14 protein-coding genes and 1 riboswitch are annotated in these 14,010 nt (G+C 52.4%); of the genes, 1 reads left to right on the forward strand and 13 read right to left on the reverse strand.

The window, feature by feature from the left end; all coding sequences use genetic code 11:
- Positions 1 to 12 precede the first annotated feature (12 nt).
- The 9 genes from thpD to ltrA all read right to left on the reverse strand — a co-directional run bounded on the left by thpD (position 13) and on the right by ltrA (position 8,491).
- Positions 13 to 900, reverse strand: coding sequence for an ectoine hydroxylase (gene thpD / locus T458_RS47240; protein ID WP_023558100.1), 888 nt, complete (start codon positions 898 to 900; stop codon positions 13 to 15).
- A complete protein-coding gene (locus T458_RS47245) occupies positions 897 to 1,289 on the reverse strand; it encodes an ectoine synthase (protein ID WP_023558101.1) in 393 nt (130 codons plus the stop codon). Before T458_RS47245 ends, thpD begins: the two co-directional genes overlap by 4 nt.
- Complete coding sequence (ectB, locus tag T458_RS47250; protein WP_023558102.1) at positions 1,286 to 2,578, reverse strand: diaminobutyrate--2-oxoglutarate transaminase; 1,293 nt, start codon at positions 2,576 to 2,578, stop codon at positions 1,286 to 1,288. The genes T458_RS47245 and ectB overlap by 4 nt, the downstream gene beginning before the upstream one ends.
- Positions 2,579 to 2,589: 11 nt before the next feature.
- Positions 2,590 to 3,108, reverse strand: a complete 519-nt coding sequence (gene ectA, locus T458_RS47255) for a diaminobutyrate acetyltransferase (RefSeq protein WP_023558103.1) — start codon at positions 3,106 to 3,108, stop codon at positions 2,590 to 2,592.
- Between the two features lie 41 nt (positions 3,109 to 3,149).
- Positions 3,150 to 3,938: an ectoine/hydroxyectoine ABC transporter ATP-binding protein EhuA gene (gene ehuA / locus T458_RS47260; protein ID WP_084568048.1), complete on the reverse strand. Its 789-nt coding sequence runs from the start codon at positions 3,936 to 3,938 to the stop codon at positions 3,150 to 3,152.
- 17 nt (positions 3,939 to 3,955) lie between these two features.
- Positions 3,956 to 4,606 (reverse strand): ectoine/hydroxyectoine ABC transporter permease subunit EhuD, encoded by a 651-nt coding sequence (gene ehuD, locus T458_RS47265; protein WP_023558105.1) that lies wholly within the window; start codon positions 4,604 to 4,606, stop codon positions 3,956 to 3,958.
- Between the two features lie 3 nt (positions 4,607 to 4,609).
- Positions 4,610 to 5,257 carry an ectoine/hydroxyectoine ABC transporter permease subunit EhuC gene (gene ehuC, locus T458_RS47270; protein WP_023558106.1) on the reverse strand — a complete coding sequence of 216 codons (648 nt, stop codon included), beginning with the start codon at positions 5,255 to 5,257 and terminating at the stop codon, positions 4,610 to 4,612.
- 31 nt (positions 5,258 to 5,288) lie between these two features.
- Positions 5,289 to 6,194, reverse strand: a complete 906-nt coding sequence (gene ehuB / locus T458_RS47275) for an ectoine/hydroxyectoine ABC transporter substrate-binding protein EhuB (protein ID WP_023558107.1) — start codon at positions 6,192 to 6,194, stop codon at positions 5,289 to 5,291.
- Between the two features lie 206 nt (positions 6,195 to 6,400).
- Positions 6,401 to 6,535, reverse strand: a riboswitch (cyclic di-AMP (ydaO/yuaA leader).
- Positions 6,536 to 7,147: 612 nt separating this feature from the next.
- Complete coding sequence (ltrA, locus tag T458_RS47280) at positions 7,148 to 8,491, reverse strand: group II intron reverse transcriptase/maturase (RefSeq protein ID WP_023555181.1); 1,344 nt, start codon at positions 8,489 to 8,491, stop codon at positions 7,148 to 7,150.
- A gap of 293 nt (positions 8,492 to 8,784) precedes the next feature.
- On the opposite strand from ltrA, the gene T458_RS47290 reads away from it, so the two are divergent.
- A protein-coding gene (locus T458_RS47290) for an IS3 family transposase (RefSeq protein ID WP_144083812.1) occupies positions 8,785 to 9,908 on the forward strand; the annotation gives its coding sequence in 2 pieces (ribosomal slippage) (positions 8,785 to 9,034 and positions 9,034 to 9,908; 1,125 coding nt in all).
- Between the two features lie 553 nt (positions 9,909 to 10,461).
- Here the strand turns inward: T458_RS47290 and T458_RS47295 are convergent.
- The 4 genes from T458_RS47295 to T458_RS47310 form a co-directional block, all read right to left on the reverse strand.
- On the reverse strand, positions 10,462 to 11,451 hold the full coding sequence (locus T458_RS47295; protein WP_023558109.1) for a CapA family protein: 990 nt from the start codon (positions 11,449 to 11,451) through the stop codon (positions 10,462 to 10,464).
- Positions 11,452 to 11,673: 222 nt separating this feature from the next.
- Entirely contained in the window at positions 11,674 to 12,621 is a 948-nt protein-coding gene (locus T458_RS47300) for a threonine ammonia-lyase (protein WP_023558110.1), read from the reverse strand.
- Between the two features lie 17 nt (positions 12,622 to 12,638).
- Positions 12,639 to 13,130 (reverse strand): RidA family protein, encoded by a 492-nt coding sequence (locus tag T458_RS47305; protein ID WP_023558111.1) that lies wholly within the window; start codon positions 13,128 to 13,130, stop codon positions 12,639 to 12,641.
- Positions 13,131 to 13,204: 74 nt separating this feature from the next.
- Positions 13,205 to 13,975, reverse strand: coding sequence for a 3-hydroxyacyl-CoA dehydrogenase (locus tag T458_RS47310; protein ID WP_023558112.1), 771 nt, complete (start codon positions 13,973 to 13,975; stop codon positions 13,205 to 13,207).
- Positions 13,976 to 14,010: the final 35 nt, after the last annotated feature.

Consider the following 14,010-nt stretch of genomic DNA (forward strand, 5'->3'; position numbering starts at 1 on the left):
GCGTCTCCTCCCTTATTCTCTCGTCGCAATATAGTCAGGTCGAGGCTGCTGCCCCGAAAACGGAGCCACCAGCTTGTTTTCCACGCTGTTGTAAACCATGAACACATTGCTGCGCGGCAGTGGGGAGATGTTGCTGTTGGAGCCGTGCATAATATTGCAATCGAAAAGAACGACACTCCCCGCTGGTCCCGTCATCGTGTCAATTCCATGCTTCTCCACGAGCTTCGCCAGATTCTCCTGATCAGGAACACCGTATTCTTGTCTTCGCAGCGACTGCTCATAGTGATCTTCCGGCGTCTCTCCCACGCAGGTGATGAACGATTGATGGGAGCCGGGCACGAGGAGCAGCGGGCCATTATAATGGAAATTTTCTTCCAGTGTAATCGAACAACTCAAGGCCCGCATCCGTGGCATGCCATCCTCTACATGCCAGGTCTCAAAGTCGGAGTGCCAGTAAAATTCCTTGCCGGTAAAGCCTTTTTTGTAATTGATCCGCGACTGGTGGAGATAGACCTCGCTGCCCAGGATTTGCTCGATCATCTGTACCAATCGAGGGTCCTGCGACAGCTGCCGGAACACCTCGTTGTCCCGGTGAACGGCGAAGATGGATCGCACCTCTTGGGATTCTGGCTCCCGGATTACTTCCTTGCGATTCGCTTGCGCATTTTTCTCCCATAAGCGATCCATTTCGCTGCGAAGTTCCTGGACTTCTTCCGATGCAAAAAAGCCGGTCAAGTTCAAATAGCCATTCTGTTCGTAAAAGGAAAGCTGCTCGGTTGTGAGCGGGCCGCTGTTTGTCCGTTCGTTGCGATAGACGACCGGATCCACACGCGGCAGAATCCTTGCCTTTGGGCTGACACGAGATGGATACACGTCATGTACGATGGATTGGTTTGTCATGAGCGATTTCCCTCCAGTAGCGGGTAGACCCCTTCTTCATCATGAACCTCGCGCCCTGTCAACGGCGGATTGAAGACGCAGACCATCCGCATCTGGCTGCGCGCCCGCAAATAATGCTTTTCATGCCCGGACAAGGCGTACATCATCCCGGGACGGATCTGATAGGTTTCGCCTCCGACGACCTCGATCTCGCCTTCTCCTTCGATGCAATACACGGCTTCCAGATGGTTTTTGTACCAGATGTAGGTTTCCGTTCCCGCCTTGATGATCGTATCGTGCAGAGAAAAGCCCATCTGATCATGCTGCAAGAGAAACCTCCTGCTGGCCCATGTCGGCGTATCGATGTCGTCCTTCGTTCCGATAAGGTCCTCCAAGTGTTTGACGATCATAATCCTCTCTCCTTTCGCTGGCATATCTTTACACTTTCCTCGAGAATATCCAGTCCTCTATTCAGTGCTTCGTCAGAAATCGTCAGCGGGGGCAAGAGCTTGATCACTTCGCTTCGCGCCCCGGAAGTCTCCATGATTAATCCTCGCTCAAACGCGCACGCGCAGATTTTTTCTGCCAGCTCATCCTCCTGTACGGCGAGACCCAGCATCAACCCCTTGCCGCGAACCTCCGCGCCCAGATATGGATAATCAGCTGCGATCTTCTCCAGTCGGGCACGCGCCATCTGCCCCTTTTTCCCGATGCTTTGGCGAAACGCGTCATCCTTCCAGTAGTTCAATGCCTCAAGCGCGGCGATAAACGCCAGATTGTTGCCGCGAAATGTCCCGTTGTGCTCACCTGGCTGCCATTTATCGAGGTCCGGCCTGATCAGCGTGAGGGCAAGGGGCAAACCGTAACCGCCGATGGATTTGGAGAGGCAGACGATGTCCGGCGTAATGCCCGCCTGCTCGAAGCTGAAGAAGGAACCCGTTCGTCCGCAACCTGCCTGCACATCATCGACGATCAGCAGGATGCCGTGCTTGCGGCAGATCGCCTCGATTCTGCGCAGCCACTCCGAGCTCGCTACATTGATCCCCCCTTCCCCCTGAACGGTTTCGAGGATCATAGCTGCGGGGAGAGAAAGTCCGCTGCCACCGTCTTCGAGCAGCCGTTCGATATAGGCGGCGGTATCCACATCCGCGCCCATGTAGTTGTCATAGGGAAGGGACAAGGCATGGGTCAGGGGCATCCCGGCTCCTTCGCGCTTCATCCGGTTTCCGGTCACGGACAAAGAGCCGATCGTCATGCCGTGAAACCCGTTGGTAAAGCTCAGGACCGTATGTCGCCCAGTCGTCTTGCGCGCCAGCTTCAAGGCTGCTTCGACGCTGTTGGTTCCCGTGGGACCGGGGAACATGATTTTGTAGGACATGCCGCGCGGGGCCAAGATCACCTCGTTGAATTTCTTCAGCAACGCCTCTTTGGCTTCGGTCGCCATATCCAGGCTGTGCGTAACTCCGTCCTGTCTCAGATACTCGATCAGTTTTTCCTTGATCACCGGGTTGTTGTGCCCATAGTTCAGCGCTCCTGCGCCAGCAAAAAAGTCTATATAGGCCCTTCCTGCGTTATCCCAGAGTGTATGCCCGCTCGCTTTGGCAAACACGACCGGAAAATTTCGGATGTAGCTCCTTACCTGTGACTCGATTTGCGCGAACACCTGCAATGGGTTTTGTACCTCGGTAATGGTTTTCATGCACAACCTCCTCAGTCATGGGCGGGAATGGGACCGATGCGATACGTCCATTCCGCTTCATGGGCTCCACCTGGAAACAAGTGGGCGGGAAAACATTCTTCGATCCGACAATGGGTCCTGTACGTTTTGCCTACACCTTTGAACAAAGCACTGGAAGCTTCATTGGCAGGAGAGACAGTCGCTTCCAGATAGCGAATGCTCTGGCTCTCGCCTCTGCGCAAAAGCTCCTGAATCATGCTTTTGGCGATGCCCATTCCTCTGTATGCGTCATGGACGCCGATCTGCCAGATAAACAAGGTATCCTCCTGATCTGGTCGGTAGAAGCCGGTCACAAAGCCCACGATTTCTTCTTCAATCTCGGCGACTACGCAGGTATCCTGAAAAAATCGGGCAAACATCAGGTAGGCATAGGCAGAATTCATCTCCAGCACGCCGGAATCGCGCGCCAGCCGCCACATCGAAGCGCCGTCGTCTTCTGTCGGCGATCGCAGGCTGATTTGCCCGGAACGAATCTTCTCGCTCGTCTTCATCTGTATCACCTCCTTTCAAAGCTACGGCTTTGCACCCGGGTTCACCCCGCGCGAAAACGGCTCAGGAACGTCTGCAGTCGCGGGCTTTCCGGCTTGTAAAAAATTTGTTCGGGCGTGCCCTGCTCCACAATCCTGCCTCCGTCGGTGAAAATGATCCGGTCTGCCACATCACGGGCGAAATCCATCTCGTGAGTAATCAAAAGCATCGCCATCTCGCCCTCTGCCGCGATTTCCCGAATGACCGCCAGCACTTCCCCGACCAGCTCCGGGTCGAGCGCAGAGGTCACCTCGTCAAACAGCATGACCTTCGGACGCATGACCAAGGCACGGGCGATGGCGACGCGCTGTTTTTGACCGCCGGACAGCTGCGTCGGATAGTGGTCCAGCTTGTCGGCGAGACCGACCTTTCTCAGCATGGTGATCGCCCGGTCGATCGCTTCTTCCTTGTCGAGACCCAGCACGTGAATCGGAGCCTCCGTTACATTGCGCAGAATGCTCATGTGCGGAAACAGATTGAAGTGTTGAAACACCATCCCGATCTTGCCGCGGATACTGTGCAAATGCTTTTCATCTGCACGCACCAGTTTGCCATTCACGTTCTTATGCCAGAGATGCTCTCCGTCCACCTCAATCGTTCCTGAGCTCGGCTCCTCCAGCGTCATCAGCAGACGGGCCATCGTGGTCTTGCCGGAGCCGCTGGGGCCAATCACGGCGATCTTTTCGCCGGGTGCGATGTCCAGATCAATTTCCCTTAAAATGGTCAGGTCCCCAAACGACTTGCTCACCTTTCGATAACGGACGACGGGAGCTTCCTTACTTGCAAAATTCATGATTGCTTCCTCCTTTTTTACGTGCGGTTCCACTTCAATTCCAGTCTCCTGATCAACAGCGATGAGGCGTAGCTGAGAATCAGGAAAAGAATCCCTACGAGTGTGAATGCTTCCAGATAGCGGAAGGATTCCGCCCCGATCATCTTGGCTGCCATAAGCATTTCAACCAGCGTAATGGCGGACAAGACGGGCGTTTCTTTGAACATGACAATCAAATAATTGCCGAGAACCGGGACTACCGGACGGATCGCCTGGGGAAGAATAATGCGCCGCCACATCGTCCACCTCGTAAAGTTCAAGGCTTTGGCAGCTTCCCACTGACCTCGCGGCACGGCTTCAATCCCGGAGCGGTACACCTCTGACAGATAGGCGCTGTAGTGGATGCCTAGCCCCAGCACTCCGGCGGTAAAAGGGCCCAAAGAAATGCCGATCGCCGGCAAGCCGTAGAAAAGGAAGTACAACTGCACCAGGAGCGGCGTGCTGCGGACGAATTCGATCACTCCGGTGAAAATCAGCGAGATCAAGCGATTCTTGGAACGGCGCCCCATCGCCAGGAGCAAACCTCCCACCAATGCGATGGCAAAGCCGACGATTGTCGCTAGGATGGTCATTTTCATCGCGTCTAGAATGTACGGCAGGGTACTCCAGGTAAAACTCCAACTCCACATCGCCTACACCCTCCCCGCAGAAAAACGACGTTCCAGCCAACGCATCATCAATGTCAACGGGTATGCCATGACAAAGTACATCAACAAAATAAGACCAAATATTTCAAATGTTCTGGATGCATCGAATGTGCGTAAGATCATCCCCTGATATGTCAGATCCGCCATCGTAATCAGGGAGACCAGGGATGTCCCTTTCAGCAGTTCAATGGCTAAATTGCTGAAGGACGGGAGCATGATGACCATCGCTTGGGGCAAAATCACGCGTCTCATCCGCAGCATGGGGCTCATGTTCAACGCAATCGATGCTTCCGTCTGTCCTTTGGGGACTGCGAGGATGGCGCTTCGCACTACTTCCGATCCATACGCTCCGTAGTTGAGGCCCAATGCTGCGACCCCGGCTGCCAGCGCAGTCAGCTCGATTCCCAGCAGCGGCAGTGCGTAGAACAGCCAGAACAACTGGACGATCAGCGAGGTGCCGCGAAAAACCTCCACGTAGACCGAGCTGACCAGACGAATGCTTTTTCGGCGGGAAAGTCGGGCGAATCCCGCCAGAAACGAGAGCAGAAACGCAACGCCCATCGACAGTACGGTGACCTTGAGAGTCGTGACGGCTCCCTGATAAAGCAGCGGCAATAAATCGACAGACACCATGATCCTTCATTCCTCTCCATTGCTGATTGCCTTATTCTTTGACTAATTCCTCTGCTGTCATCTCACCCGGCAATTCCTGCTCGGTAAAACCGAACGGCTCCAAAATTTTCAGCAGTTCCCCTGACTCCTTCAGCTTTTGCAGCTCCGCATTGTAGGCGGCGACAAAATCTGCATCCTCTTTGCGGAAGGCGGCCGCACCGTAGCCACGGACACTTTTGCCGTCGATCTCAGGCTGAACAAAGTCCATCACTCGCTCCAGGCTGTCGTCCTTCGCACTATCCAGAACGGCTTGCAGAGAGGGGCCTGTCATCGTGATCGCATCCGCACGTGCGGATTGCAGAGCCGAGACCGCTGATGGCTGGTCGGGAACGAGCACCATCTGTTCCTTTTTCACGCCGCTTTTCTCCAGATATTCAATCTCGATCGCTCCGCCCATCACGGCTATTTTGGCAGCAGGATTGGCTGCAATGTCTGCGTAGCTTTTCAGGTTCAGCGGGTTCCCCTTCTTCACCGCAATCGCTTCTCCGATGCTGTACTCGGGATTGGCAAAAGCCACTTCCTGTGCTCGTTTCGGTGTGATGTACATGCCGGCGGTAATGATGTCAAAACGATTTGCCTTCAAGCCGGGAATCAGCGAGCCGAATTCGGTCAGGACACCGTTCATTTCCGGGATGCCCATGCGCTCCAGAACGACACGCGCTACCTCTACGGCTTCTCCCGTCAGCTTGCCGTCTGGTGTCGCATAGGCGTATGGCACCTCATTGGCGAAGCCGACTGTGACAAAGCCCTGCTGTTTCGCTTTTTCCAGCGTCGACCCTCCTGACGTCTGCTCTCCTCCCGGCGCTCCTGTCTGCGCTGTGTCCGCAGAACAACCCGCAAACAACAGGCTGCTGGACAATATCGCCGTACATACGAATCTCATCATGCTTTTTTTCATTTCTTGCTCCCCCTTGTTAATTGGATACGGATAAATTGGATACAACAAAAAATCGGCGCATTGCTTCTTCCTGCCGAGGGCCATCCCGGGGGCAAAAGCAAATGCACCGATTGTTCTACGTAAAGCAGGCAGCGCAAAAGAAACCTCCTTGTTTGGAGCTCTTCCAAACAAACAAGTGCTGCGATTCCCTGCGAAAAGGTGTTCATACATGATCTGCTTTAGCCGACGAGGTTAGCTGACGGGTAGGATGGCAGTTTGGCATCCCTTCTGCTTGATGCAGAATTAACCCCAGAGGTGGTTCCCCCGCTTCCGTCCTGAACGGAACTAGGCCCATATTTGATTGGCAGGTGGATCTGTACTCCTTTCATGAAGCCGTTATGGTTAACACGCGTTTTATGTTAGCACAGGCTCGACGGGGACTCATCCTTGATAATCAACGATATGCGGCCTTCAGGTCCCCTCAGGCAGAGTTAACCGTAATTACCGGATGTATCCAAAAAGTTCCTCCCAGATCCTGCCCTGTCCAATCTGGTTGAAAATGTTTAGGGGGTGTCGTCGAGCTGCAGTGGTGGGGAGGCGGGATCTTGTCCCAACCAGCCCAAACATAGTTGTACAAGTAGGGGGTGAACAGTTTCCTCCACGGGTTTTTCCCAAAAAGGGGATCGTTCTACCCGGCTACCAATAGAGTAAAGCCATTTCCATGAAAAATGGCCAGCCAGTTTTTTCTGGCTGACCTCATAATACGAAAAAGGGAAGAACGCTCAGGCGGGTTGGGATCTTCGCTGGGGGTCATCCCTGGCCGCCTTCATTGCAAAGGCGGAACCGCGACCAAAAGTAGCCCACTTCGAAGAAGTGATTCAGGGTGTAGAGTAGAGAACTGACGTTTTCTGGCGACCGTTTGGTCGCCTTACTCCTTTCAGTTCCCCTTATCAAACCGTACGTGAGGTTCTCCCTCATACGGCTTTCCGATGTTCTTCTTTTCTTGGCATTCGGTTATCGCGTACGGCAAGCTTCACAAGAATTCCTCTTGTAGCTTTTGCTATCTCTCTCATCCGCGCATGTCTCGCTTGTTTATTCCTTTTCTTGTTGTTAAAGAGCACAAGTCTTGTCAGAACATACCAGTCGATGCGACATAACCACTTAGCTCCTATGGGTGAAAGTGAGTAATAATTCTTGAAACCTTGAAGTTTTCGATTCAGCCCTTGTATCAGCTCGTCTAGTGACCAGTACAACTTGTTGCGCGGTTTGGTATACTCTTTGATTTTCCTTCTCATTTCCTTCATAGCCTTCTTGCTCGGAATGTGTGACATGACGTACATTTTCTTTCCACCCTTGAGAAGAATGGGAAATTTTCGATGGTGTAAACCAAGGAAGTCAAAGCCCGTCGTATTGTCCCAGATATTAACCAGTCGAGACTTTTCTTTACTAAGTGTAAGGTCCAGTTTGTTTAGTACCGCTTTTATGACTTGTATACTTTCCAAAGCGTCTTGTTTCGATCTACACATGATTACAAAATCATCCGCATATCGGATCAGCTTCCCAAGATGAGTGAATTGCTTCTCCCAAATCGTGTCCATGTAGTCCAAATAAATATTTGCCAACAGTGGAGAGATTACCCCTCCTTGCGGAGTGCCCCATTCGGTTTCATGAAACTGTACATCTTCCATGACGCCCGCACGGAGCCAGTTCCGAATCAGCTTTAGTATCCTGCGATCAGAAATCCTTTTCTCTACTAGCTTCATGAGCTTTTCCTGATTAATGTTGTCAAAGTATCCTTTGATGTCTACATCGACTACCCAGGAGGCCGTCCTGCTGGTTTTCTTGATTTGTGTAATCGCCTGGTGGGCATTTCGTTTGGGACGGAATCCGTATGAGCAATCTTTGAAATCGGCTTCAAAGATAGGCTCAATAACCATCTTGGTTGCCATCTGAACAACACGATCTCGGATGGTCGGGATACCAAGCGGTCTTTGTTTCCCATCCGCTTTCGGGATGTACGTGCGCCGCACAGGAGATGGATGATATTGCTTACCCTTCAGGTCGAGATAAATTTCGTTGAGAAATTTACTTTCCCCATACTCCTGAACGATTCTTTCAATTGTCTGTCCATCTATCCCGCCGCTACCTTTATTGGCTCGAACTCTACGCCACGCTTCCGCAAGAATATCTGGCCGGTACACTTTGTCATACAGAGCATGAAATCGCCGTTTTGGATTTTCCTTGGCACAAAGATATAGGGTTGTCCAAAGTTGTCGAGCTTTTACATTGGTGTAGTTAGCAAGTTTACTTGCATTCACTCACTCTTACCTCCTTTCAACCCAAGAACAAAGCAGGGTTCCTTCCCTCCACAAGGTTGTGTTGTCCTTATGTTCAACGGTACTATAAACCCCTCCGACTCCCTCTCTGCCGTCCACCCTTTCGCATGTGCTTATAGGCTTTCGCTTTACACCCCAACGGGGTGTGCAGAGTAGGGTCTCCCCAGTTCCGTTAACTACTTTCTCAGCGTACCTGGATCGGCTACACTGAATTGGACAATTCTCTTAAGGTCTAGTAGATTGAAATCAAATCGACAAGGAACGGAGAGAATGTCATGCAGAAACGTGAGCGTCGGTCATTTACAGACGAGTTCAAGCAGCAGATGGTTCAACTTTACGAGAATGGGAAACCGCGTGCAGATATTTTGAGAGAATATGATCTGAGTGCATCTGCGTTTGACCGTTGGGTCAAACAGAGTAGAACAACAGGTTCTTTCAAAGAAAAAGACAACCGAACCGAGGAAGAAAAGGAACTCAGAGCGCTGCGTAAGGAAATCCAACGGTTGAAGATGGAAAACGATATTTTAAAGCAAGCAGCGCTGATCTTCGGACGAAATTAACGGTAATCCAGCAAAACGCTCATAAGTATCCCATATCGGCCATGTGCAAGATCCTTCAGGTCAATAGGAGTACCTACTACTACGAGAGTAATGAGCAATCATCTGTCAATGATGAAGTAGAACAAGCAATTATCCGTATTTTTGAAGAGAATCAGCGCGTGTATGGAGCAAGGAAAATCAAAGCAAAACTTCAAGAAGAGGGAATGACGGTTTCCAGACGGCGCATTGGACGTCTGATGAAGAAAAACGGCCTGGTCTCGGTCTACACAGTGGCGCAGTATAAACCGCATATGTCGTCATGTAACGAATCGCCGATCCAGAACGAACTGAATCGCGAGTTTGCGAAAGAAGCACCACTGGAAGCCGTTGTGAGTGACTTGACATACGTTCGGGTCGCAAATAAATGGCACTATATTTGTTTGCTCGTGGACTTATTTAATCGGGAGATCATCGGTTACAGCTGCGGAAAATTTAAAGATGCCGCACTAGTCTATCAAGCATTTGCAAGCGTAAAAGGAGATCTACGCCAAATCCAGCTTTTTCACACAGATCGTGGCAGTGAGTTTAGAAATCTCACGATTGATGAAGTGATCAACACGTTCAAGATCAAGCGTTCATTGAGTATGAAAGGCTGTCCCTATGACAATGCAGTTGCGGAGGCAACCTTTAAGCTGATCAAAGCCGAGTTCGTGAGAAATCGCAAATTTGAATCGCTATCTCAGTTAAAGCAAGAGCTAGGAACATACGTCAAATGGTTTAACGAAGCAAGGATTCATTCCACACTAGGATATCTAAGCCCATTAGCGTACAAAGAGAAGGCACTTAAGAAATCTGTCTAGTCAGGTGTTGACAATCCAAGGACAACTATTCTGACACAGGGGGCTTTACACCCCAACGGGGTGTGCAGAGTAGGGTCTCCCCAGTTCCGTTAACTACTTTCTCAGCGTACCGCTCCCCATACTCCGGGAGGTTCCTTGATGCTGTCTCCAAGTTCTACACATCGTCCATGGACTTCGCCTGCGGCCACCGGGCTCGTCTCCTCCTTGTCCATCCACTGATGGTCCCTTTAACGAAGCGGCAGGATTCACTTTATGTTACGGTCCGCTGATTTGCTCGCTCCCTTACGGGATACTTTGTCACAGGGCTTCAACCTTAGGATCTCTCCACCAGTTGCCTGTCAGCTACGAGGCGACTTGGCTCTTACCTCGGTTGGACTTTCACCAACTAGTAATTAACGGCTTTCTGGGCTCGCTGGCCGCTAAATGCGTGTTCCGCCTTTTCCATTACGGCTTGGTCAAGATCCCAAATGCCTTCGCTTTTCTCCTCTTTTTCCTCGGCCAGCTTCACTCGATCTCCGAGCTAATGGTATGTGGGTTTCTCAGGGTGTCTTTCTTATTTCTTGGTCACGACTCCGTCCGCATCTACCTTGGCATCAAATGAAATCTGGTTCAGCTTTTCGATCATCCGCTTTTTGCCCGCTGCATCCATGGGTACGGGCTGGCCGTTGACGATTTTCACGGGGATGACGCTGGTCTTTATACCTTGATCCTGATCGGCAAATGCCAGCTTGACCATGATCGCCTCGCGACCTTTGGGGTTGTAGGAGGTGGTGAACACGAAATTGCCGACACTGTAGTAGATGGGAGCATCCTTGTAGAACTCAATGCCCATCACCGAGTGCGGATGCGAGCCGACGACGGCATCGACGCCGCTGTCGATCAGCTTGCGGGCAATCGCACGCGCGTATGGTTCGGGAACATCCTTGTATTCCAGATTCCAATGCATGACAGCGATGGTGATGTCTGCGACCTCTGACGCTTTTTTCACATACGTCAGCATCGGTTCATCCGTGTAGGCATGCGCAAGTCCTGGCTTGTTTTTCCCGGCGAACCACTGGCGATTGGGAAGAACGCGGCTCAACCCAAGCACGGCGATCCGTTTGCCCTTGATCGTCGTCAGATAAGGGGCGAACGCCTCCGCCTCTTTTTTTCCCGCTCCCACCCAGGCGATTTGGTTTGTCTCCAGATGCTGGATCGTGTCAAACAGCGCATCCATTCCGTAATCCAGCGAGTGGTTGTTCGCCAGGTTGACGACATCGAATCCAGCATTCGTCAAGCCTTTTAGCGTTTCCGGCTTGGAGCGGTAGGCAAATTCTTTCGGCTCTGCTTTTCCCCGCGTGCTCACGGATGTTTCCAGATTCCCGATCGTCAAATCCGCCTGCTGCAAGATCGCGGCTGTCTTTTGAAACGGGTAGTCCACCCCATGCTTGGCGATCTGTGCACCGACGCTTTTGTCCAGCATGATATCCCCGACAAAGACGATTTGGAGCTCTTCCGTCTGCATCTGCTGCTGCGCAGGCTGGTTCGTCTGTTCCGTGGCCATGACGAGTCCGGGAGCACCTCCGGCTACAGTCAACAGGCATGTGAGTCCCCATGCTGCCAGCGTTATTTGAAGGCTTCGGATCTTGCTTCACCTCATTCCTTTCCCTATTTGCCTTCATTCTAGGAAAAGGAGCGTGTGAAGCCTGTTGAAGGATGTCCGGCGCGAGAAGAAATTTATCGTGCCAAACCGACGCAAAATGTGGATTTTTTTACCATCCCCCGATCAGGACAGCAAAGCCGCGATTTGATCGGTATCGACATTGCCTCCCGAAATGACGGAGACCACTCTCTTGTCCCGCAGAGACGTTTTCGCAAACAAGGCTGCCGCTACCGTCGTCGCACTGGATGGCTCGATCACTTGCTTCATGCGTTCCAGCACCAGGCGAAATGCCTCGCGTATCTCTTCTTCGCTGACCAGAACGAGGTCGTCCAGGTACTTTTGCAGCACGGGGAAGGTAAGTTCACCTGGCTGCGAGGTGCGCAGGCCATCGGCGATTGTCGTGGTTCCCGGGATGGAGACAAGCTGGTTTTTTTGCATGGAGAGGAATGTGTCGTTGGCTAGCTGCGGCTCTACCCCGATGACCTGAACGGAGGGCTTCGTTTCCTTGATTGCGGTCAGGATCCCGGAGATGAGCCCTCCTCCGCCGATGGGAACCAGGATCGCGTCGACATCCTCCAATTGTTCGAGGAGCTCCAGGCCGATCGTCCCTTGGCCTGCCATAATCAACGGATCGTCGTAAGGAGGGATGTACACGCCATTCTCCTCTTTGGCAATCTCCTTGGCCTTGGGCAGACGCTCTGCTGACGTCAGTCCGCATTTCACCACTTTGCCGTTGTAAGCCTGGATGGCTTCCATCTTGCACGTCGCTACATCTTCCGGGACTACGATCGTCGCGGGGATCCCCAGCCTATTGGCAATATAGGCGACTGCCTGTCCGTGATTGCCGGAAGAAGCTGCTGTAACGGAAGTGGCTCCTTGTGCAACCGCCTGCTTCACCTTGTTGGCTGCCCCTCGTATTTTGAAGGAACCTGTCTTCTGCAGATGCTCTGCTTTGAAAAACAGCTTGTTGCCGCTTCGTTTGGACAACTGGTCGGAATGAAGCAAAGGAGTGAAATGAACAGTGTCGGCAATCGCCTCTCGTGCTGCAATGATGTTTTCTCGACTGATCATGGACGTCTCTCCCCCGTTTACGATTTTACAGCGATCATAAAATCAATTTCGACCGGCGTATTGACAGGAAGCTCCGCTACGCCGACAGCCGTTCTGGCATGTCTTCCTTTTTCCCCGAAAATCTGCATAAGCAGCTCGGATGCGGCATCCATCACCTGCGGCTGTTGGGAAAAGCCGGCACCCGACTGCACGTAACCGGTGATCTTCAGCACCCGCTCTACCCGATCGAGGCTGCCGATTTCCGCTTCCAGACAGCTCAAGCCCCTGAGAACACAGATCCGCGCCAGCTCCTGCGCCTGTTCGATCGTGACGTCCTGTCCAACCTTTCCCACATACGGAATGTTGCCGTCGACTCTCGGCACTTGGCCGCTGATGTAGGCGATCCCCTGGTGCACGACAACGGGCACATACTGGTAAAGCGAAGGGACAGCTTGTGGCAATTCCAAACCCAATTCAAGCAATCGTTCCTTGATCATGGCTACCTCCAAAATAAAACCTCTGCTTTGCATGCAGAGGTCTCTCATTTACATAAATATACCAAATTTTCATGCCAATGATCCAGTTGTCTCGCTGCAAAAGCTCCTCACTTCGGCTGCATGCGGATGGCCCCGTCCAAGCGTATCGTCTCGCCGTTCAGCATGGCGTTTTCGATGATATGGCCCACAAGGCTGGCGTATTCCCGCGGCTCTCCCAGGCGCGGGGGAAAAGGAACCATCGCTCCCATGGCATCCTTGGCAGCGCGCGGCAACGTATCGAAAAGCGGCGTGTCGAACAATCCGGGAGCAATCGTCATGACGCGAATGCCGTAAGGGGCGAGATCACGCGCAATCGGGAGTGTCATTCCCACAATGCCGCCTTTGGAGGCACTGTAGGCTGCCTGACCGACCTGTCCTTCATAGGCGGCGACCGAGGCTGTGTTGATGATGACACCTCTTTCTCCCTGCTCGTTTGGTTCATTGCCGGCCATCTGTTCTGCCACCAGCCGAATGACGTTGAAGGAGCCGATCAGGTTGACAGAGATGACTTTGGAGAAGGCATCCAAGCGATGCGGGCCGTTGCGAGACAAGGTTTTTTGGGCGATTCCGATGCCTGCACAGTTGACGGCAGCGTGAATGGTCCCGAAGGTTCCGGCGACCTGATCGACGGCATCCCGTACACTCTCTTCACTCGTCACGTCAGCATGGACGTAGGTGGCATAATCTCTTCCCAGCTCCTGAGCAAGCGCAATCCCCTTCTCCCGGGAAACATCCAGGATGGCTGCCTTCCCACCATGCTCTACCACGTATCTCACTGTTGCTTCGCCAAGACCGGATGCTCCGCCTGTGACAGCGACGACAGTGTTCTGAATATCCAAGCCATCCTCTCCTTCCGCTTTTCAGTTCCCAGAAA

Origin of the sequence: Brevibacillus panacihumi W25, from assembly GCF_000503775.1 — a bacterium.
Lineage (GTDB): Bacteria > Bacillota > Bacilli > Brevibacillales > Brevibacillaceae > Brevibacillus > Brevibacillus panacihumi_A.

Excerpts from the sequence above, each read along its gene's own strand:
- thpD (WP_023558100.1), bottom strand. The coding sequence starts at position 900 with ATGACAAACCAATCCATCGTACATGACGTGTATCCATCTCGTGTCAGC.
- ectB (WP_023558102.1), bottom strand. The coding sequence starts at position 2,578 with ATGAAAACCATTACCGAGGTACAAAACCCATTGCAGGTGTTCGCGCAA.
- T458_RS47300 (WP_023558110.1), bottom strand. The coding sequence starts at position 12,621 with ATGATCAGTCGAGAAAACATCATTGCAGCACGAGAGGCGATTGCCGAC.
- ectA (WP_023558103.1), bottom strand. The coding sequence starts at position 3,108 with ATGAAGACGAGCGAGAAGATTCGTTCCGGGCAAATCAGCCTGCGATCG.
- ehuD (WP_023558105.1), bottom strand. The coding sequence starts at position 4,606 with ATGTGGAGTTGGAGTTTTACCTGGAGTACCCTGCCGTACATTCTAGAC.
- ehuB (WP_023558107.1), bottom strand. The coding sequence starts at position 6,194 with ATGAAAAAAAGCATGATGAGATTCGTATGTACGGCGATATTGTCCAGC.
- T458_RS47295 (WP_023558109.1), bottom strand. The coding sequence starts at position 11,451 with ATGGCCACGGAACAGACGAACCAGCCTGCGCAGCAGCAGATGCAGACG.
- T458_RS47305 (WP_023558111.1), bottom strand. The coding sequence starts at position 13,130 with ATGCAAAGCAGAGGTTTTATTTTGGAGGTAGCCATGATCAAGGAACGA.
- ehuC (WP_023558106.1), bottom strand. The coding sequence starts at position 5,257 with ATGGTGTCTGTCGATTTATTGCCGCTGCTTTATCAGGGAGCCGTCACG.
- T458_RS47245 (WP_023558101.1), bottom strand. The coding sequence starts at position 1,289 with ATGATCGTCAAACACTTGGAGGACCTTATCGGAACGAAGGACGACATC.
- ehuA (WP_084568048.1), bottom strand. The coding sequence starts at position 3,938 with ATGAATTTTGCAAGTAAGGAAGCTCCCGTCGTCCGTTATCGAAAGGTG.